We start from the raw sequence: 20165 nt of genomic DNA, 5'->3' as shown, positions 1-20165 counted from the left end.
ACCGGTGGGCAGTGCCAGTCATTTTATTCCGTCGTTCAGCTTGGCGTTCTGGCCCGCCAAAATGCCCCAGGTTCCGTTCCGCTTGGTGAGCACCAGCGTGCGGCGGAACTCAAAGGTTTGGTTGGGGTAGCGCGTGTCGCCGCTCAGGCCGGTGCGCACGTGCATGATGGCTACGTCGGGTTTCACGAATGTCAGGTCTTCGACGGACCGGGTGTAGTAGTGCGACGTTTTGAAGTACGTGCCGTGCACGGTGGCGTAGTGCGCCTGGATGTCGGGCCGGCCCTTTGAGTACGCTCCGAACCAGTTGACCCAAGTCGCGTCGGGGTGGTACTGGGCGGCGAGGCCTTGCGCATCGTGGCGGTTCCACGCATTTTCATAGTTCGTGACGAGCAACGCCAAGGCCTGCCGGTCCTTCAAGGTGTCGGGTTGTTGTGCAACCGCCAACTGGCGCGCCAGCCCGAAAACGAGGGCCGTCAAGGGGGTAGCCAGAAACTTGTTCATAAGCGAAACTTTTGCCGGTTGGCACAGGCAACCCCTGTGCGGGGCGGTGCCGCGAAGAAACAAGTATAAGAATATAATTTTATAAATAACCGACGTTGCGCAGGCCGCGCTTGGCAGGCCAACCGCGGGCAAGTGCCGCGCTTGTCGCACCTTGCGGGCCGGTGGGCCCCGCAACGGTTACGGGGCCCCGTAAGACCTTCTTTTTTTCATGGATAACCTGAACACCGAACTCATCCCGGCCGCCGTGCTGGCCGGGGCCCTCGCCAAAATCCGCGAGGCCCGCGCCGACCTTGCCCCCTACCTGTACCCGCTCACCCCGCAGCAGCGCCAGGACTTGCCCAAGATGGGCGACAAAACCCTGGCCTTTGTCTCAAAAATGGCCGAATACGCCCAGAGCCTGCCCGCGCTCATGCCTAGCTACCTCGACGCGGCCGGCCTCGCCATCGACGCCGACACCAGCAGCGGCCTGCTGCCCATCTACCTCGAAACCGACGCCCTGGCCCTCGACCTCGACTCAACCCGCATGGTGGCCGGCTCCGAAGGCTACGCCGCCGCCCTCGTCGGCTACGGGGCCCTGCAAGCGGCCGCCAAAAACAACCAGCCCGGGGCCCAGGCCGCCGTGGCCGAGCTGGCCCCCCGCTTCGCCCGCCCCACCGCCAAGGCCGTGAAACCAGCCACAGGGGCCTAGCCCCGCGCCGCCCGCCGCCCCCGGCGCGCCAGGGTTCAACCCCGGTGCGCCGGGGTCCAGCCCCGGCGTTCCACCAAAAAAGCCCGGCCCGCCAAGCAAATTGCTTGGCGGGCCGGGCTTTTTTGGTGGAACGCCGGGTTATTTCGGCGGCGCGCCGCTGAAAAAGCTCGGCGCGCCGGGGTCCGCCCCCGGCCCGCCACTGAAAAAGCCCGGCGTTCCACTGAAATAACCCGGCCCGCCGAGCTTTTTCGGCGGAAGACGGATGTTTTGGGGCGGCGGGCCGGGGCCCGGCCCCGGCCCGCCGCCCGCGGGCTAGGGCCCGGCTTATCTTGCCGCCATGAACGAACTTATCCTCGGCGACAACCTCGAAGTACTGCGCCAGCTCCCCGCCGACTCGGTGGACCTCATCTACCTCGACCCGCCGTTCTTCTCCAACCGCACCTACGAAGTCATCTGGGGCGACGCCGGCGAGCGCCGCTCTTTTGAGGACCGCTGGTCGGGCGGCATCATGCAGTAGATGGCGCGGGGCTCTGCCCCGTGCCGCGGTGTCCCCGGCCTCCGGCCGGAACAGTAAAACGGTTTCTTTTTGCAGCTCCGGCCGGGGGCCGGGCCAAACCGAGCAGTTGGCTACCAACCCAGTTCCGTGAGCGGCATGCCGTGGCCGGGGCAAGCGCTGCTGAAGGGGTAGTGCTGCGCTTCGGTGACCAGGCGGGCCACCACGGGATTTTGCCGGATGTAGTGCTGGCAGCGCTTTATCTGCCCCGGATTGGTGAGGCCGACGGGGTGCGAACCGTTTTGCCACACCTTGTTCACTTGCCCGTGGTGCCGGCCTTCGAAGCCGAGCTGGTGCAGCAGCCAAGGGCGGCGGCTTTCCTGGGGGTGGGTTTCGATGAGCTTTACCAGCTCTTTCGCGGTGTAGCTTTTTACGTCGCGCAGCACGTGGGCCAGCAGCTTGTCGTCGTCTGCGAGGTCGGCCAGCAAGTGGATGTGGCTGGGCATAACGCAAAATTCATACACGCGCAGCCCCTTGTGGCGGATGCAATGGCGCAAGCCGTCCAGCACCAGGTCGGCGTAGTCGGCCCGGGTAAAAAGGTCTATCCAGCCCGTAACGGTCATTGTGGCGAAGTAGAGGCCGCCGGCGTGGGTCTTGTATTTTTGTGACATTGGAAAATGGGTACAAGCCTGGGGGCCCGTGCCGCGGGCAATGTAGCGCCTGCCGTTCAACGGTTGCGGGGCAGAGCCCCGCGGCATTGCGGCACGGGGCGGAGCCCCGCGCCACTTCGTTGCCACGTCTTGCCCCCTACGCCTTCGAGGGCTGGCTGGTGACGCAGTTCGGCGGCACGCCCAACGCCAAGCGGCGCGGCGACTTCGGCCTCGACGGCACCAGCCGCGAGGGCCTGCCCCTGCAAGTGAAGCAGAGCGAGGGCATCGGCCGCAACGTGGTCGACAACTTCCGCGCCGCCGCCGAGCGCCACGACGCGGCCCTCTTTGCCCGGCAGCGGGCCAGCGGGGCCCCGGTGGGCTACATCCTGGCCTTCTCGTTTGGCAAAGGGGCCGTGGAGGAGTGCGCCCGCCTGCGCACCAAGGAGGGCATCGGCATCGAGCTGGTGGCCGTGAAAGACATCGTGCCCCTGGCCCACAAGCCCCGCCTGGCGGTGGCCGTGGCGGCGCTGGCGCCGGCGGGGGCCCCCGCCGGCAAGCGGGCCGTGCAGCTCACGGCCACCGGCGAGAGCCCGGCCGGCATTGAGTTCTACGCCTGGGACGCCCACCACGACCCGGCCCAGGGCTTTCGCCCCAGCATTTTGCTCGACAAGGCCGGCGTCCAGACCTTCCAGCTCCGCCCCGGGGCCCACGTGCTGGCCGTGCAAGTGGTGGACAACGACGGCCTGAGTGCCACCGAAGTGGTGCGCCTGCACGTGAACGGCGACGTGAAGGTGCAGCCGAAATTATAGCGGCCGGCGTGTAGCCCGCCCCCGCTTCTATCTTCGCCCGCCTATTTAGTTTTCCCATGCAGATACCCGTCGTCAACCGCTCGCGCCACCCGTTGCCCGAATACCAAACCGACCACGCCGCCGGCCTCGACCTGCGCGCCTTCCTCGACGCGCCCGTGACGCTGGGGCCCCTGGAGCGGGCCCTGATTCCGACGGGGCTGGCGGTGGCCATTCCGGTGGGGTTTGAGGGGCAGGTGCGGCCCCGCAGCGGCCTGGCCCTGCGCCACGGCATTGCCCTGGTGAACAGCCCCGGCACCATCGACGCCGACTACCGCGGCGAAATTGGGGTGCTGCTGGTGAACCTCTCCAACGTGCCCTTCGAGGTGCGCGACGGCGAGCGGGTAGCCCAATTGGTGGTGGCCCGCCACGAAACCATCGCCTGGCAACCCGCCGAAACCCTGGCCCCCACCGGGCGCGGCACCGGCGGCTACGGCAGCACCGGCGCAGGGTAGGGCCCCCGGCGAGGCGGGCTGCCGGCTTTTCGCTGGCTGCCCGCTAATTGTTGCGGCGGCTTGAACAACGGTTTAGGGCCCCAGGAAATTGAGGCAACGATTACCGGGCGGTCAGTGAAAAAGCCGCCCGCCGGGGCCCCGCCCAGCCCCGGGGCCCCTTCTTCCGTATAGCTTTCCACCGATGGACTTCGTTACTTTATCCGATATTGAGCAGGCCCAGGTGCGGCTGCGCGGCCTGGCCCGGCACACGCCGCTGCTGCCGCTGGCCGTGCCCGAGCTGCCCGAGGAAGCCGTGTACCTCAAGGCCGAAAGCCTCCAGCCCATCGGCTCCTTCAAAATTCGCGGGGCGGCCAACCGCATCCTGGCCCTGTCGGCCGAAGAGCGGGCGCAGGGCGTCATCGCCTATTCCAGCGGCAACCACGCCCAGGGGGTGGCCTACGCCGCCCGCGCGCTGGGCTTGTCGGCCGTCATCGTGATGCCCACCAATGCCCCGGCCGTGAAGGTGGCCGCCACCCGGGCCCTGGGGGCCGAAGTGGTGCTGTACGATCCCGCCCACGAGCGGCGCGAAGACGTAGCCGCCCGCCTCCAGGCCCAGCGGCCGCGCATTCTGGTGCCGCCGTTCGACGACTCCTACGTAATTGCCGGGCAGGGTACGGCGGGGCTAGAAATTTTCCGGGACCTGCCGGAAGTAGAACTGGTGCTGGCCCCAGTGGGCGGCGGCGGCCTGCTCAGCGGCCTGGCCGTGGCCCTGAAGGCGCTGAAGCCCAGTATTAAAATTATCGGTGTAGAGCCCGAGCTGGCCGCCGATGCCCAGGCCTCGCTGCGCGCTGGCCACGTGGTGGAATGGCCGGCCGCCGACACCAATCGCACCCTGGCCGACGGCGTGCGCACGCTGCGGCTGAGCGAATTGACCTTTCGGCACATCCGCACGTATGCCGACGACATCGTGACCGTGAGCGAGGCCGACCTGCGCCGCGCCGCCCACCGCCTCCTCACCGAGGCTCGGGTAGTGGTGGAGCCCACGGCTGCCCTGCCGCTGGCGGCGCTGCTGCGCCACCGCGCTACACTGCCGCCCAGCCGCCACACGGTGCTGCTGCTCAGCGGCGGCAACGTGGACCCCGCCACGCTGGCCGATCTGCTAGCTGATCCTGTTGGCGACTAGTTCGGCGGCGCCTTTCTTTGCCGAACATCTTACTTCTTCTTTCTCACCTTTACCGACACTCCGTCCAATGAAAATCATCGTTCCAATGGCGGGCATGGGCAAGCGCATGCGCCCCCACACCCTCACCGTGCCCAAGCCCCTGGTGCCCATCGCCGGCAAACCCATTGTGCAGCGCCTCGTGGAGGACATTGCCAAGGTGTGCGGCGAGCCCGTCGACGAAGTAGCGTTCATCATCGGGCGCTTCGGGGCGGCTGTGGAAAAGCAACTCCAGGGCATTGCCGAATCGGTGGGCGCCAAGGCCACCATTGTGTACCAGGACGAGCCGCTGGGCACGGCCCACGCCATCCTATGCGCCAAAGAGTCGCTGACGGGGCCCCTGGTGGTGGCCTTTGCTGACACGCTGTTCAAAGCCGACTTCACGCTCGATTCGACCGTGGCCGGCACCATTTGGGTGCAGCAGGTGGAAGACCCGCGCCCCTTCGGCGTGGTAAAGCTCAACGAGCAGGGCCAGATCACCGACTTCGTGGAGAAGCCCGTGGAATTTGTGTCCGACCTGGCCATCATCGGCATCTACTACTTCCAGGACGGCGAGTACCTGCGCAAAGAGCTGCAGTACCTGCTTGATAACGACATCAAGGACAAAGGCGAGTTCCAGCTCACCAACGCCTTGGAAAACATGAAAAACCAGGGTACTACGTTCGTGCCCGGCCGCGTGACGGAGTGGCTCGACTGCGGCAACAAAGACGCCACGGTGTTCACCAACCAGCGCTACCTGGAGTACCTCAAGGAGCGCGGCGAATCGCTGGTGGCCGCGTCGGCCATCATCACCAACTCGGTGCTGATCGAGCCGGTGTACGTGGGCGAGAACGCCATCATTACCAATTCGGTGGTGGGGCCCCACGTGAGCCTGGGCGACCACGCCAACGTGCGCGACTCGCGCCTGAGTAACTCCATTGTGCAAACCTCGGCCTCGCTGCTCAACACGGTCATCACCAACTCGATGGTGGGCAACCACGCCGTGGTGGCCGGCACCCCCGACGACCTGAGCCTGGGCGACTACAACAACCTGCGCGTGTGAGGCGGCCGCCCACGGGCGGAAATTTTTAGGGCGAATTTGCGTTAAAGCGGCGCGGCCTCCGGTGGGGGCCGCGCCGTCGGCATTTATTAGCCGTAATTTTGGGACCGGCCGCGGGGCCGATTAGCTTCTTTCGTCATGCGCGCTGCCCTGGTTGTTTTTCTTTTGCTGCTGCCGGCCTGGGCCGCCCGCGCCCAAGCGCCGGCCGACCGCCCGTCGCTGAGCCGGGCCGAGCGCCGGGCCATTGCCAAGCAGCAGCGCGAGGCCGATAAGGCCCAGGCTGCCGCCAAAAAAGACGCGCCCGCCGCGCCCGTACTGTCGGAGCGCGACCGCGAGGTGAGTGAGTCGCTGTTCGTGGACGGCGTGAAGTACGTGCTGCTGGAGGACTACCCCAAGGCCCTCGACCGCCTGGGCAAGGCGTACTCCTTCAACCCCACCAACGCGGCCCTGAACTACAAGCTGGCCGAAGCCAGCCTGCTGAGCGGCAACCTGCGCGACGCCACCAACTACGGCAGCGCCGCCGTGCGCCTCGACCCCAAGAATGCCTACTACTACCTGCTGCTGGCCCAGGCCCAGGCCAGCCAGAAGCAGTACGACGCCGCCACCCGCACCTACGCCGCCCTCGTGAAGGAAGTGCCCAACTCGGGTGGCTACCTCTTCAACCTGAGCGACTTGTACCTGGCGCAGGGCAAGCTGCCCGAGGCCCTGGCTACCCTGGCCCAGGCCGAGCAGCAGTTCGGGCCCAGCGACGAAGTATCGTTCAAAAAGCAGCAGATTTACCTCAAGCAAAACAAGTTGGACCTGGCCCTGGCCGAGGGCAACAAGCTGGTGGCGGCCAACCCCGACCAGCCCCGCTACGTGCTGGCCCAGGCCCAGATGTACGCCGCCAACAACCGCCTGCCCGACGCCATTCGCCTTGCCCAGGAGGCCCTTAAGCTCGACCCCGGCAACGCCGGGGCCCACCTGCTGCTGGCCGACGCCTACCGCCAGCAAAAGCAGGCCGAGGCCTCGGAGAAAGAGCTACGGCTGGCCTTTGATTCGCCGGCGCTGGACATTGACAACGCGGTGCGCATCTTGGCCAGCTACCTCAAGCAGCTGCCCAACCCAGCCTTGAACCAGCTGGCCCTGGACCTGGCCGCTGCCACCGTGCGCACCCACCCCAAAGAAGCCAAAGCCTACGCCCTGAGCGGCGACGTGCAAACCCTGACCGGCCACAAGCGCGAGGCCCGCAACGCCTACCTCAGGGCCCTGAAGTACGACAACACCCGCTACCAGGTATGGCAGCAGGTCGTGCTGCTCGACGCCGAGCTGAGCCAGACCGACTCGCTGCTGGTGCACTCGGAGCGGGCCCTGGAGCTATTTCCCAACCAGGCGTCGATGTGGTTTTTCAACGGCACGGGCCTGCTGATGAAGAAGCAGCCGCAGCAGGCCGTGGCCTCGCTGGAACACGGCCGCAAATTGGCCACCGACACGCCGGAGCTGCTGGCTCAATTCGACTCGCAGCTCGGCGACGCGTACCACGCGATGAAGGACTACGAGAAGTCGGACGCCGCCTACGACGCGGCCCTGGCCATCGACGCCAACAACTGGGCGGTGCTGAATAACTACAGCTACTACCTGTCGCTGCGCGGCCAGAAGCTCGACAAAGCCAAGGAAATGGCCGGCCGCGTGGTGAAGGAGTTTCCCGCCAGCGACACCTACCTCGACACCTACGCCTGGGTGCTGTACAAGCAAAAAGACTACGCCGGGGCCCGCACGGCCCTGGAAACGGCCCTCAAAACCACCAAGGACGCCTCCGTCATCGAGCACTACGGCGACGTGCTGTACCAGCTCGGTGAAAAAGAGCCGGCCCTGGCCGCCTGGCAGCGCGCCCGCAAGGCCGGGGGGGGGGCCTCCGAATTCCTAGACCGCAAAATCCGCGACCATAAATTGTATGAATAAATCCGTTTTGCTGCTGGCCCTTGGGCTGGGGGCTGGCGCGTGCCACCGCGCCGTGCCCACCACGAAAGGCACGGCCCCGGGCGCGTCGACCTCGACCACCGTGCGCCCCAGCAAAGAGGCCGCGGTGAAAGCTGTCGATTTCGACTCGCCCTACCTCACGGCCAAGGGCAAAGTGCAGGCCACCATTAAGGGCGATGAAAAGTCGGCCACCATCAACATTCGGATGCGGCGCGACAGCGCCATCTGGATTTCGGCGGGGCTGTTGGGCTTTGAAGGCGTGCGGGCCCTGCTTACCCCCGACTCGGTGCGGGTAGTCAACCGGCTGGACAAAACCTACTTCGCCGGTGGCTACGACTACCTGACCAAACTGCTGAACGTGCCGGTGAGCTTCGCCCAGGCCCAGGCCCTGCTGCTGGGCAACTACCAGGCGGCCCCGGCCGGCGCGGCCCTCACCTTGGGTACGGGCCCCAGCGGCGGCCAGCGCGTGGCCTACCCGCTCAACGGCGTGATTGTGGAGCAGATAATTCAGGCCGCTTCGGGCCGGGTGGAAAAGCTTACGCTGACCGAAACTGGCTCCAACCGTAGCCTCGCAGCCGACTACGCCGATTTCCAGGCTGTAGACGGGGCCAAAGTACCCTTTGCCCACAGCCTGCTGATAGACGCCAAGCAGGGCGCCGTGGGCACAAAGGCCAGCCTGAAGTACAGCAAGGTGAGCGCTGGTGCGGCCGGGCTGAGCTTTCCCTTTGACATCCCGAAGGGCTTCCAGCGGGTGAAAGGCAACAAATAGCACGGAGTGAACGGCACGGCGCAAGCAACACAACGGCCCCCAAAACAACGGCGACGCAAGTCGCTTCGGGCCACTGTGGCCGGCTTGTTGGTGCTGTGCCTGTGGCTGGGCCAGGCCCTGGGGGCCCCCGCGCAACACCACCCGCGCCGCAAAAAAGCTGCCCCGACGCATTCGGCCAAGAGTCGCCCGGCCCCGGCGCGCCGCCGGAAAACGCGCGTGGCGGTGGGGCCCCCAGCTAAAAGCAAGGCCCAGTTGGAGCGCGAGCGGCGCGCCAACCTGCAAGCTATCCAGGAAAAAAGCCGGGCCCTGGACCAAACCCAGGCCAAGAAAAAGGTGACGTTGGGCCAGCTCAGCGTCATCAAGGAGCAGCTGGTGGTGAAGCAGGACGTCATCCAAAATATTTCGACCCAGCTGCACGGCATCGACACCAATGTGCACCAAACGGCCCAGCAGGTGCTGCAAACCCAGCACAGCCTGGCCGAGCTGAAGGACGAGTACGCCCGGCTGCTGTACACAGCGTCGAAAACGGCCAACGGCTTCAACCAGCTCATGTTTTTGTTCGCCGCCGACTCGTTCAATCAGTTCGTGCTGCGGCTGCGCTACGTGCGCCAATACACCGAGGAGCGGCAGCAGCAGGCGGCGCGCATCCGCGGCACGCAGGTGCGGCTGCACGAGCAGCTCACGGGCCTCACGCAGCAGCAGCGCCGCAAGGGGGCCCTGCTGAACACCCAGCTGTCGGAGAATAAAAGCCTGCTCACCCTCAAAACCCAGCAGGACGAGGTGGTGCAGCAGCTGGGCCAGCAGGAGCAGGGCCTACGCGCCGAGCTGGCCGAGCGCCAGCAGGCCGTGGAGCGCCTCGACCACCTGATTGCCGAGCGCGTGCGCGAGGAAATTGCCCGCGCCGCCCGGGCCGCGCGCCTCGCCGCCCGCCGCGAGGCCCTGGCCACCACCCGCGCCCGCAGCGGCCGCCGCACCTCCCGCAGCGACGACGGCCCCGACGCCGACGCCCCCGAAACCGCCGCCGACCGCAGCGCCAGCCGCGTGGCCCTCACCCCGGAAACCGCCCTGGTGGCGTCCAACTTTGCCGGCAACAAGGGGCGGCTGCCCTGGCCGGTGGGCCGCGGCTTCATCAGCCAGCGCTTTGGGCGGCACCCGCACCCGGTGCTGCGCCACGTGACGGTGGAAAACCGGGGCATCGACATCCAGACCGGGGCCGGCGAGCCGGTGCGGGCCTGCTTCGACGGCAAGGTGCTCACCATCACCAGCATTGCAGGCATGAATACCATCGTTATGATTCAACACGGCGACTACTTCACGGTGTACGCCAAGATGCGCACGGTGAGCGTGAGCGACGGCCAGCGGGTGCGCGCCCGCGACGTCATCGGCACGGTGGCCGCGGGCAGTGACGGCACCGCCGAGCTCCAGTTCCAGGTGTGGCACAACTCGGCCAACCTCAACCCCGAAAGCTGGCTGGGCCGCCGCTAAAGCAAATTGCTGGTGCCGCCAAGCTGCGCTTGGCTTTGCCCTGGGGCCCCAGAGCAGCATATGCTAGGCCAAGCATAGCCTAGCGGTGCCGCTTTAGCGTACCAAAGCTGCGCCCGGGGCCCCCGTGCGGGCTAAAAAAAAGACACCGAGCAAGGCGCGGTGTCTTTCCAAAGCTATGAAAACAAACTTAGCCGCGGCCACCGCCCGGTGCCGGGCAAAGCCCGGCAGGGGCGGCTAATGGCCGGTAGCCGCCATAAAAGTGGGGCGCCGCGGCGGGCTGCCCCGGGCCGACTCGTTCAATGGGCCGATTTTCTCGGTAAAGCTGGGCTGGCGGTAGCTGGCGGCTACAGCACGTGGAGGCGGGCCAGCAGCGCCGCCCGGTAAGAGCTGCCGATGGGCACGGCCGTGGCGGGCCGGCCGGCTGGGGCCCCGGGGCCGGCGTCGAGCAATACGGTGTCGCCTTCGAGGGTCAGCAGGCGGTCGAGGCGAATGATGTATTTGCGGTGGACACGGGCGAAATCGGTGGCGGGCAGGCGCGCTTCCATGTCCTTCATGGTGCCGTACACGGTGAAGCGTTCCCGCACAGTGTACAGGTTCACGTAGTCGCCCAGCGCCTCGAAGTGCGTCACATCGGCAGGGAGCACGCGCAGCAGGCGGGCATCCTGCTTCACGTACAGCTCGGGCCGCTGCACTGGTCCGGCCGCGCCGGCCACCCGAAACACCGCCGCCAACTGCTGCTGGTCGGCCAAAGCCCGCTGGGCCAGGCCCTGGGCCACGTAGTCGGTGGCCCGCCGGGCCAGGCAGGCCAAGGCCTCGCGCTGGTCATCGGCGAGGGCCAGCGGGGTAGGGGCCCCCACGCCCAGCACACCCAGCAGCTCCCCCCCCGGGCCCTGAAACGCAACGCCGGCGCAAAAGTGGGTGTGCGACAAGCTGGTAGCCACCCCATCGGTGTCCGCCGCTGTGGGCTCAGGCCCCAGCAAGGCCCGGCAAAATTTGTCTAACTCGGGCATGCCCGTTGCCCGCCCGTGCCGGGCCTGCACGGCTAGGGCCCCGGGTCCGGCCAGGGCCACCAGCGCGTGCGGCACGCCGCATGCTACGGCGGCCAGGTGCACTAAATCGGCGAAAAGCTGGGGCGGGGCAGCTGCCAGCACTTCGGCGCCGCCGGCCACGGGCGGCTGAACCAGTTCCTGATTTGGGGAAACGGTCATGAGTAGTACGAAAGTGGGAACTGACTTTGAGAGCCGATCATTAATAAAAAACAAACTACGTTGCTAAACCAACCCTGTATTTAATAATCCGACCAAGGGGCCCCAGCGCCCGGCCAACCTTTCCTCCGGCTCCACCAAATTATTAGGGGCCGCGCCGCACAACCGCAGGCGATGCGGTATCTTTGCCATCCAGCCGGGCCCGGGCTCCGTATAACGTCCTACTCAACCCTTTACCGGGCCAAACGGCCCTCCCCCTATGCTTGCTTCCTTGTTCTTGCTCGGTATTCCCAACGGCGGCGAACTGCTGTTGATTGTTTTTGTGATTGTATTGCTGTTCGGGGCCAAGCGCATCCCGGAGCTGTTCAAAGGTTTGGGTTCGGGCGTGCGCGAATTCAAAGACGCGACCAAGGAAACCCCGCCAGCGTACCGCGACCAAGCACCGTATCCCCAAGACAACAACGGGCAGATCTATCCGCCCCAGGGTTATCCCCAGCAGCCCAACGGCTACCAGCAGCCATACCCGCAGCAGGGCTACCCCCAACAGGGCTATCCGCAGCAAAATGGTTACCCCCAGCAGCAAAATGGCTACCAGCCCCAGTATCCGCAGCCTGGCCAGCCCGGCTACCAGCAGCCTGCCCCGCCGGCGCGCAACCCCAACGACCCCAGCCAGCAATTGAGCTAGGGCCTTTGGTGTAGTCACTCATTCGCAATCCTTTTAATTAGCACTATATGCAACAGTCCCTTTTGTTTCTAGGTGACATCGGCGGCTCCGAGTTGATCCTCATCATGGTCGTCATCCTCGTGTTTTTCGGGGCCAACAAAATTCCTGAGTTGGCCCGGGGCCTCGGCAAAGGCATTCGCGAGTTTAAGGATGCCAGCAGCGAAATTCGTAACGAGTTTGAGCGCGCCGGCCAGCAGCCCCAGCAGCCGTACAATCCCAACCCTAATTACAACCCCAACCCCGGCTACAACCCCAATTACCCGGCGCAGCCCGGGGCCCCGCATGACCCCTACGCCGCCCAGCCTACTCCCGGCTACGAGCCGCACCCGGTAGCCGGGGCCCCTACCGAGCAGCCCTACGTGGCCCCCGTGTTGCCGCCCAACCTGGCCCCCGAAGGCACGCAGCCCCGGCAGCCCTACAGCCCGCCCAGCGTTTAGGTACCCCTCAAATAATTTGCGAGTAGTTTGAAGCGTTTCAGTTCTCTTTCGGCAATTCAGCGCGAGCTGACGGCGGGCACCACGTCCTGCCGTCAGCTCGTTGACTATTACCTCGGTAACATCGAGCGGCAGCAGCACCTCAATGCCTTCCTGGAAGTGTGGGCCGACGAGGCCCGCGCCCAGGCCGACGCCATAGACGCCAAGCGCACCGCCGGCACCGCCGGGCCCCTGGCCGGTATGGTCATCGGGTTGAAAGACGTGCTGGCCTATACCGGCCACTCGCTGCAAAGCAGCAGCCGCATGCTCGACGGCTTTAAGTCACTTTTCACCGGCACGGCCGTGCAGCGCTTGCTCGACGCCGACGCCATCCTCATCGGCCGGCAGAACTGCGACGAGTTTGCCATGGGTGGCTCCAACGAAAGCTCGTACTTCGGCCCGGCCCGCAACGCCGCCGACCCTAACCGGGTGCCCGGCGGCTCGTCGGGCGGTTCGGCCGTGGCCGTGCAGGCCGATATGTGCTTGGCCTCCATTGGCTCCGACACCGGCGGCTCGGTGCGGCAGCCAGCGGCCTTTTGCGGCGTCATTGGCCTGAAACCTACCTACTCGCGCATTTCGCGCTACGGTTTAGTAGCCTTCGCCTCGTCGTTTGACCAGATAGGGCCCCTGACTCGCTCGGTGGAAGACGCCGCCCTGCTGCTCGAAGTGATGGCGGGCCCCGACGGCATGGACAGCACCGCCAGCCAGCGCGAGGTGCCAGCCTACAGCCAGCTGCTGGCCCCGGCCGGCCACTACCGCATCGGCTATATCGCCGATGCCATTGACAACGAGGGCCTGAACCCCGAAATCAAAGCCGCCCTCGAAGGGCAGTTGGACCACTTGCGCGGCCTGGGCCACGTGGTGGAGCCGGTCGATTTTCATTACCTCGACGTGATGATTCCGACCTACTACATCCTCACCACCGCCGAGGCCAGCTCCAACCTCAGCCGTTTCGACGGCGTGAAGTACGGCTACCGGGCCCCCGACGTGACGGATTTGGAGTCGCTATACAAGAAAAGCCGGTCGCAGGGCTTCGGCACGGAGGTGCAGCGGCGCATCATCCTCGGTACGTTCGTGCTCAGCGCCAACTACTACGACGCCTACTACACCAAGGCCCAGCGCGTGCGCCGCCTCATCAAAGAGAAGACCGACGAGCTGCTGCGCCAGTACGATTTCCTGGTGCTGCCCACCACGCCCACCACGGCCTTCCGCATCGGCGAAAAGCAAGACCCGGTGAGCATGTACCTGGCCGATATTTTCACGGTGCAGGCCTCGCTGGCGGGCGTGCCGGCCATCTCGGTGCCCATGGGCGACGACGCCGAAGGGATGCCGATGGGCCTGCAAATAATGGCCGGGGCCTTCCGTGAAGCCGAGCTGCTGGCCTTCGCCACCGAATTGGTGCCGGCCGAAACGGCGGCCTAAAGGGCGGTGTTGCGTTGCGCGGCGACGTAAAAAGCCCCCACCGGCCGGTTCCGGTGGGGCTTTTTACGCATTATCGGTTGCGGTTGCTGCAACCTTAGTTGCCGCCAACGACCAGCCGCTCGACCTGGGTTTGCGTGGCTGTGCGGAAGACGCAGTAGTAAACGCCGGGCGCCAGGCCGGTCAGGTCAGCGCTTAGCTCCTGCACGCCGGCCGGGGCATTTTGCGCCAGCAGCGTCCGCACGGTTTGCCCGAGGCTGTTGCGCAACGTCAGCCGCACCGGGCCGGGCTGCTCCACCGGGTAGCGCAGGCGGACCGCGCCGGTGGCGGGGTTCGGATAAGCCTGCAACGCAACACTGGCCGGGGTGCCCGGCGCGGCCGGCGGGCCCGCTTGCGGGCGGCCCGGCTTCAGCAGCGTCACGGCATCGCGGTACTTGCTGCCGTTGCACACGACCTGGACGGTGGCCGGGGTGGCCTGCGGCAACACGCCATCGCTGGCGCGCGGCAGCGTGGTATACTCACTAACGTTGTTTTGATTGACGGGGTACCGGGCCACGAACAGCACGTTTTGGCAGGTACTGCAATCCAGCGGGCGCAGGTTCAGCATCACCTTTAGGTACAGGTTGGTGTAGTAGAATTCGGGGCCGTAATAAGTGCCTTGGATGGGGCCTTTGCGAATGTAGGAGTAGATATTGTTCTTGATGCTGCGGGCGTCCACGTAATCCGTCCGGTACGCGTGTTGCATCATCCCAGTGGCGTTGGTCGTTGGGCCCTCGTAAGTCTGAATGCCGCCGTAATCATAGTACGGCCGGGTGGGAATTGTTTGGTTGGGCCCCTCGAACACCAGCGCCGCCTGAAAATCCTGCACTTCTAAACGGGCCGCCGGATTGATGACGTACTGCAAATCCTCCGTTAAGCGAAATGAATACCGCGTAAACGGCTGAGTCCCCGGTTGTGGGGCGCCGCCCGCGCCAGTGTAGGGCGTGGTGGTCCGCACGTCCACCGTGGGGCGCTTCAACAAGCTGAACACGCCCATTGCCTCGTTGTAGAAGGGGATTTTTTCCGGAATGTTGTTGGGATTGCGGTTGCCGGGGTTTTGGAAGGATAAGCTGGTGTACCAGTTGTTGGTGGTAATAGTCCCCGTAATGGTCGTGCTCATTTCAATGGTCATTGGCTCCATCACCACTTTTTGCGGCCCAGCGTCCTGCCCCCCGCCCATAAAATAGTCGAGCATACTCAGGGCGGCCCCTACGTAAGGCAGAGAATTCAGGCCGTCTTTCATAAAGTTCCCTAATTTGCTCGCGTCTTTAAATGAGCTTAACGGTGTAGCCTTATCGGGAAACAGGTTGGCCATCTTCGTGGTGAACTTGTCGATGTTGTCGTAAGACTTCCCGCCGGCGTCTAGCGCAGAATTTATTTTGCGGATGAACGGCAGGCCCTTGTCCATGTCGGGGTCCGTGGAGCCGGTGGCGGTGCCCGTACCGCCGTCTTTCATTGCAATTAGGCTGCCGGCGGTTTTGCCGAGCAGCTTCACGTCGGCTTGCGTAATCAAATTGACTTCGATATTAAACTGCGAGTCGAATTGGCAAATGCACGGGTCGTAGTCCATCGGAAAATCAGCAACGAACCACTTGGAACGGCCATTGAGGTAGCGGGTTGCCGATACGAATTCCGGGTTGGTACGCGGTTCGGTATCTTCGAGGGCCACGCCCAACGCGCTCATTCTGTTGAGGGTAGCTGCTTTATACGTTGCCGTAGTACCAAACTTGAGCTTAATTTCCGCGAATTGGAAATTGTTTTGCGGGTCGCCAACGCACGTGAAAACGCGCAGCACACTGGTACGGCGGTTATAGAGAATAAGCAAGGGATTGGTGGTTTTAGCTTCGGCACCCGAATCCAAATAGCCAAGGTCGCGCCGGATCAACTCCCAACCATCACCGGGGGTATCGACATGGCCTTGGAAGCGGTTCATTACCGCATTACTAGCTGCCTGAAGCCAGGGCAATTCAGTATACGCCTGCCCCACCCCCGGATACGGACTGTTGAGCGTGTACATAGTGCCATTGTACACCGAGGGCTGGTAATCGCCACGATACCAGTTGAAGGAATTAACCTTCCCGCCCCCACCAGCGGGATTGGCCGGGTCGGTGCGGATGCCCGCGGGCGGGCACGGGGTTTGCGCGAGCACCCGCGCCGGGCCGGATAGGGACGCAGCCAGCAGCCCCACCCCAAAAAGAGTAGAAAAACGCATAAAATAGGAAAAAAGGTGGAAAGAAGCGGCTAGCGGACCCGCTTGCCGAGGAAGACCCTGTCGATAATGGTCGGCGATACCTGGGCCCGGTATTCGAGCCGGATGCTGTCACGGGTCGTCAGGTAACCCCTGTTGACGTTAAAGCTGGTACAGCCGCCACTGGTAGCCGTGATACCCCGCCAAGTCAGCCCTATCTCCCGATAAGGCACCTTGCACCCCTTCGGAATGCCAATCAAATAGTTGAGTGGATCAGGACTATTTGGGTATTGCCAATCCGGGCCGGAATAAATCCGCACGCTGAACGTGTCGGCGGGCGCGTCTTGGTTGGCCCCCTGGAACTTACCGTAGATGGGGGCCCGGTGGTCGTTGTAGTACACCAGCGTCAGGCGCTTGGTGAGCGTGTCGATGCCGTCATCTTTCGGGAAGCAGGCCGTATTTGGGGGGCGCTTGGCAATTAAGCGCACGTCGATATCGCCCAGGGTGCTGCGGTCGAACGCCACGGTGATGGCGCGGCTGGTGCGGCTGTCAACGGGGCCCACCAGCCACTCGTAGCTCGTGTAGGGGGCCCCGGGGGCCTGAAAGGCCATCGGCTGGTTGTTGTAAGCCGTGTCGGGCGTGGGCGTACCGAACGCCTCGATGAACTGGATGGTGAGCGGGTTGGCCACCTGTCCCTTACACGGGTCGGGGGCAGTCTCTTTGTCGCCGCACCCTGGCAGGCATAGGCCAGCCGCAAGCGCGGCTAGGGGCAATAAATGGGAGCGCAACGCTCGGGTGGGCACCAACTGATTTTGCACGGGTAGGAGCAATAATGAGCTTAAGATGAAGCGAATCTACCCCCCCCCCCCTCATTTAAGCAAATTATTTTTTTATATTTTTAAAAATTTATATTGTTAACTTTTAAGATCACAAAAAGAAGCTGTTTGGAATTTGAATGGTATTGCAAATCGATTAGTGAAAAAATGCCTCCGTCCGCCCGGTGCGGCAACTCCCTAACCTGCGTTGTATTTCACCCGATTTAGCCAATGAATTAATGCGTTGTGTGGGCCGGTTGAAGTAATGCTTTAGGACAAACGCTGGGATTTACAGGGTTTTTTTCTACCTTCGGTCATATGAAGCAAGGACGTATCCCGGCGTTTCGGCCCGGCCGCCTGTGGCGGCGGCTGGCGCTGGCCCTGCCTTTGGCCGCCCCCGTGGCCGCCAAGGCACAGCAGCTGCCGCCCCTTTCTACCGATACCACAAAGGTGCCGGTGCTGCTGCTGCCCGACTCGCTGGCTGTGGTGCCCATCGTGCCCGTCGATTCGGTGCGGCTTGCCTGGCTGCAAACCCCGCCTACCGTGCGCGACCTTGTGGGCGACCGGATGAGCTGCATCGAAACCGACGCTCCGCACCAGTTCAACAATGCGGTGATGGCTTACATCACCCTGTTTACGGTGCGCAAGCGCGACTACACGCAGCGGGTGCTGGAGCGCGAAAACCTATATTTTCCGCTGTTTGAGAAGTACCTCGCGCAGTACCACCTGCCCACCGACCTTAAGTACCTGGCCGTGGTGGAGTCGTCGCTGATTCCCACGGCCAAATCGCCGGTGGGGGCCACCGGGCTCTGGCAGTTCATGGGGCCCACGGCTGGCGACCTGCGCCTGCGCCGCGATGAGTGGGTGGACGAGCGCATGGCCCCCGAAAAAGCCACCGAAGCCGCTTGCAAGCACCTGCGCTACCTCTACGGCGTGTTTCACGACTGGGAACTGGTGCTGGCCGCCTACAATTGGGGCGCGGGCAACGTGCAACGGGTGATGCGCCGCACCGGCAAAAAAACCTTCTGGGACCTGTACCCGAACTTGCCGGCCGAAACGCGCAACTACGTGCCCACCTTCACAGCTGTGATGTACAGCATGAAGTACGCCCAGCAGCACGGCCTGCACTCCGACAAGCTGGCCTACCAGCGCGCCGAGGCCCTGGATACGCTGGGCCTGCGCGGCCAGGCCTTCGACCTGCACCGCCTGAGCGTAGCCTGCGGCTATTCCGACTCAACTTACCTCGCTCGCTACAACCCTGAGCTGTTTCGGGCCGGGCTGCCGGCCGGCTACCGGCCCTACGTGGTGCGCTACCCCGCCACGGCCCGCGCCGCTTTTGGCGACGCCGACCGGGCCACCCTGCTAGCGTTTTGCCAGCCACTGGCCGCGCTGCCCCAGCCGCTGGCCGCGCTGCCGCCGCGCCTCGACGGCGTGGAGCCCTGGAGCCGCCCCGCCCCGCTGCTGGCTGATGCAACTGCTGCTGATGTCGCGCCGCGCGTCCGGCGAATCCACCACAAGGTGCGCCGGGGCGAAACCGTGGCCGGCCTGGCCGAGCGGTTCGACGTGAGCCCAGGTCAATTGCGCCGCTGGAACGAGCTAACCAAAAAGCAAACGCTGAAGCCGGGCCGCACCGTGGTGGTACTGGTGCCGCTGCCCGCCGCGCGGCCGCCGATGGTGGTAGCGGCCGTTGCTCCGCCCGCGCCCCGCGCCGTCCGGGCCCTGCCCTCGGCGGAGGACGTAGCGGCCCGCCAGGCCCTGGCCGCTGCCAATGCGTTGGAAGTGGCCCGCGTGGCCGCCGTGGCCGCGCTGGAGCAGCAGCAAGCCACGCGCCTGGCCAAGGTGCGCCAGCGGCAGGAAGCTGCCCAGCACGCCCAGGCCCGGATTGCCGCCGTGCAGGCCGCGGCATTGGCCAAAACCACGGCCTCCCTGGCCGGGCGCAAATCTGCTGAGCCGGTAGCCTTGGCGTCAGCCCTAGTTGAAACCGCTGCTACCGAAACGCTTCTGGCTAGCAATGAAGCGACCCTTGGGGGCCCTGTGGAGGTAGCAGAAACCCCTACGCCCAAGCTACGCCGGGCTCCGGCGGAGGCTGCCGCCCGGCCGCGGGATACTGCCGCCGAAGTAGAGCCAACGCCTACTGCCACTGCAAGCTACGTGGTGCGGCGGGGCGACAACCTGACCAAGCTGGCCCAGGCGCGCGGCGTGAGCGTGGCCCAGCTCGTGGCCTGGAACCACCTCGATGCCGAAACCGTGGAAGCCGGCCAGCACCTGCGCTTCGGCCCCCCCGCCGGGGCCCCAGCGAAGGCGGCGTCTGCGCACCTCGCCGCGGTGCCCAAGACGCATAGGGTTCAGCCCGGCGACACGCTCTATAATATTTCGCGCCGCTTCAACGTGAGCGTGGCGGTGCTGCGGCGCCTCAACCACCTCACTTCCGACGACGTGAAGCTGGGGCAGAAGCTGCTGGTGCCGCAGGGCTAGCGGTGGCCGAGAAGCGGCTTCTGTGAGAGTGGGGCCCTCTTTATCAGGGGATTGGTATAGGGCTTGCCAAGGTGAGTTATTTTGGCTTTTCCTCCACCTTTCCACTTTCTTTCCCATGAAAAAAATCGCCTTCTTTCTGGTTGCTGCTGCGCTGCTCACCGCCTGCGCCAAAAAGAAGTACCGCCCGCCGACCCGGTTCCGGCCACGACGCTGGCCCGCACCCTCACTTTCCCAACGGCCAGCAGCCTGAGCAACGACACCACCTACGCCCAAACGGCCATGACCAGCACGGGCCAATTGGATGGCAAAAACCTGTGGGTGGGCTTTGCGCCTTTGGTCGGCCGGGACGTTATCCGGTTCATGGTGCCGGTGGCGGCGCTCACCCCGGCCGTTGTGGGCAGCTACAAGCTGGTGGACAAGCAGCGCAGCCCGGGCACGGCCGCCTCGGTTTTCTACAATTTTCTGGTGGCCCGGAACGTGTCCACCTCCGGTTCTTTTCTAATTGATGGCGAAAGCCATGCAACGCGGGGGCAGCTATTGATTACCGCTTACGATGCCCCGCGCCGGCTGCTCAGCGGCTCGTTTGAAATGGCCATTGACGGGATGCAAAACATTACCGATAAGTATTCGGTGCCCAACGACCCGCCGCTGTGCAACCTGAAAGTAACGGGCACTTTCACAAATCTCAAGCTGCAATAAACACCTGTTTTTGCTCAGGACGGAAGCTCCGTGCCCGCCCGGTGCA

18 protein-coding genes and 1 pseudogene are annotated in these 20165 nt (G+C 64.7%); 14 read left to right on the top strand and 5 right to left on the bottom strand.

All coding sequences use genetic code 11. The features are described 5' to 3' along the window. Window positions 1-18: 18 nt before the first annotated feature. Window positions 19-501, bottom strand: a complete 483-nt coding sequence (locus AXW84_RS18955; RefSeq protein WP_068236910.1) for a YybH family protein — start codon at window positions 499-501, stop codon at window positions 19-21. Between the two features lie 208 nt (window positions 502-709). Between AXW84_RS18955 and AXW84_RS18950 the strand changes: the two genes are divergently transcribed. Further along, the gene (locus AXW84_RS18950) at window positions 710-1189 is read left to right on the top strand and encodes a hypothetical protein (protein ID WP_068236907.1); all 480 of its coding nucleotides are present in this window, start codon (window positions 710-712) and stop codon (window positions 1187-1189) included. Window positions 1190-1526: 337 nt separating this feature from the next. Continuing rightward, complete coding sequence (locus AXW84_RS18945; protein ID WP_068236904.1) at window positions 1527-1706, top strand: hypothetical protein; 180 nt, start codon at window positions 1527-1529, stop codon at window positions 1704-1706. A 110-nt stretch (window positions 1707-1816) separates the two neighbouring features. Here AXW84_RS18945 and AXW84_RS18940 read toward each other — a convergent pair whose 3' ends face one another. Further along, a complete protein-coding gene (locus tag AXW84_RS18940) occupies window positions 1817-2353 on the bottom strand; it encodes an REP-associated tyrosine transposase (RefSeq protein ID WP_068236900.1) in 537 nt (178 codons plus the stop codon). A 119-nt stretch (window positions 2354-2472) separates the two neighbouring features. Between AXW84_RS18940 and AXW84_RS18935 the strand changes: the two genes are divergently transcribed. The 7 genes from AXW84_RS18935 to AXW84_RS18905 all read left to right on the top strand — a co-directional run bounded on the left by AXW84_RS18935 (window position 2473) and on the right by AXW84_RS18905 (window position 10082). Beyond that, window positions 2473-3141 (top strand): hypothetical protein, encoded by a 669-nt coding sequence (locus tag AXW84_RS18935; RefSeq protein WP_068236897.1) that lies wholly within the window; start codon window positions 2473-2475, stop codon window positions 3139-3141. Between the two features lie 56 nt (window positions 3142-3197). Then, on the top strand, window positions 3198-3632 hold the full coding sequence (dut, locus tag AXW84_RS18930; protein ID WP_068236894.1) for a dUTP diphosphatase: 435 nt from the start codon (window positions 3198-3200) through the stop codon (window positions 3630-3632). A 181-nt stretch (window positions 3633-3813) separates the two neighbouring features. Further along, on the top strand, window positions 3814-4794 hold the full coding sequence (locus tag AXW84_RS18925) for a threonine ammonia-lyase (protein ID WP_068236891.1): 981 nt from the start codon (window positions 3814-3816) through the stop codon (window positions 4792-4794). A 67-nt stretch (window positions 4795-4861) separates the two neighbouring features. Next, window positions 4862-5872 (top strand): sugar phosphate nucleotidyltransferase, encoded by a 1011-nt coding sequence (locus AXW84_RS18920; RefSeq protein ID WP_068236888.1) that lies wholly within the window; start codon window positions 4862-4864, stop codon window positions 5870-5872. A 135-nt stretch (window positions 5873-6007) separates the two neighbouring features. Then, window positions 6008-7810, top strand: a complete 1803-nt coding sequence (locus AXW84_RS18915) for a tetratricopeptide repeat protein (RefSeq protein WP_082773989.1) — start codon at window positions 6008-6010, stop codon at window positions 7808-7810. Continuing rightward, on the top strand, window positions 7803-8597 hold the full coding sequence (locus tag AXW84_RS18910; protein WP_082773988.1) for a DUF4292 domain-containing protein: 795 nt from the start codon (window positions 7803-7805) through the stop codon (window positions 8595-8597). Before AXW84_RS18915 ends, AXW84_RS18910 begins: the two co-directional genes overlap by 8 nt. Window positions 8598-8672: 75 nt before the next feature. Continuing rightward, window positions 8673-10082 (top strand): murein hydrolase activator EnvC family protein, encoded by a 1410-nt coding sequence (locus AXW84_RS18905; protein ID WP_236943167.1) that lies wholly within the window; start codon window positions 8673-8675, stop codon window positions 10080-10082. Window positions 10083-10426: 344 nt separating this feature from the next. On the opposite strand, the gene AXW84_RS18900 is transcribed toward AXW84_RS18905, so the two are convergent. Next, on the bottom strand, window positions 10427-11290 hold the full coding sequence (locus tag AXW84_RS18900; RefSeq protein ID WP_068236882.1) for a LytR/AlgR family response regulator transcription factor: 864 nt from the start codon (window positions 11288-11290) through the stop codon (window positions 10427-10429). A 256-nt stretch (window positions 11291-11546) separates the two neighbouring features. Between AXW84_RS18900 and AXW84_RS26040 the strand changes: the two are divergent. The 3 genes and pseudogenes from AXW84_RS26040 to gatA all read left to right on the top strand — a co-directional run. Next, a pseudogene (locus tag AXW84_RS26040) lies at window positions 11547-11702 on the top strand (Sec-independent protein translocase subunit TatA/TatB); the annotation flags it as partial. A 317-nt stretch (window positions 11703-12019) separates the two neighbouring features. Continuing rightward, entirely contained in the window at window positions 12020-12448 is a 429-nt protein-coding gene (tatA, locus tag AXW84_RS26445; protein WP_082773987.1) for a twin-arginine translocase TatA/TatE family subunit, read from the top strand. A gap of 27 nt (window positions 12449-12475) precedes the next feature. Beyond that, a complete protein-coding gene (gene gatA, locus AXW84_RS18885; protein ID WP_068236879.1) occupies window positions 12476-13906 on the top strand; it encodes an Asp-tRNA(Asn)/Glu-tRNA(Gln) amidotransferase subunit GatA in 1431 nt (476 codons plus the stop codon). A 94-nt stretch (window positions 13907-14000) separates the two neighbouring features. On the opposite strand, the gene AXW84_RS18880 is transcribed toward gatA, so the two are convergent. Further along, window positions 14001-16154 carry a T9SS type A sorting domain-containing protein gene (locus tag AXW84_RS18880; protein WP_082773986.1) on the bottom strand — a complete coding sequence of 718 codons (2154 nt, stop codon included), beginning with the start codon at window positions 16152-16154 and terminating at the stop codon, window positions 14001-14003. A 29-nt stretch (window positions 16155-16183) separates the two neighbouring features. Then, window positions 16184-16819: a hypothetical protein gene (locus tag AXW84_RS18875; protein ID WP_068236873.1), complete on the bottom strand. Its 636-nt coding sequence runs from the start codon at window positions 16817-16819 to the stop codon at window positions 16184-16186. 444 nt (window positions 16820-17263) lie between these two features. Here AXW84_RS18875 and AXW84_RS18870 point away from each other — a divergent pair, with 444 nt between their 5' ends. Together AXW84_RS18870 and AXW84_RS18865 are read left to right on the top strand one after the other, a co-directional pair. Then, on the top strand, window positions 17264-19420 hold the full coding sequence (locus AXW84_RS18870; protein WP_068236870.1) for a LysM peptidoglycan-binding domain-containing protein: 2157 nt from the start codon (window positions 17264-17266) through the stop codon (window positions 19418-19420). Between the two features lie 81 nt (window positions 19421-19501). Continuing rightward, window positions 19502-20119, top strand: a complete 618-nt coding sequence (locus tag AXW84_RS18865; RefSeq protein WP_068236867.1) for a hypothetical protein — start codon at window positions 19502-19504, stop codon at window positions 20117-20119. The last annotated feature ends 46 nt before the right edge of the window (window positions 20120-20165 follow it).

This window comes from Hymenobacter sp. PAMC 26628 (genome assembly GCF_001562275.1).
Classification (GTDB): domain Bacteria; phylum Bacteroidota; class Bacteroidia; order Cytophagales; family Hymenobacteraceae; genus Hymenobacter.
Note: the sequence above shows the minus strand (reverse complement) of the source record. Positions and strands in the feature narration are given on the sequence as shown.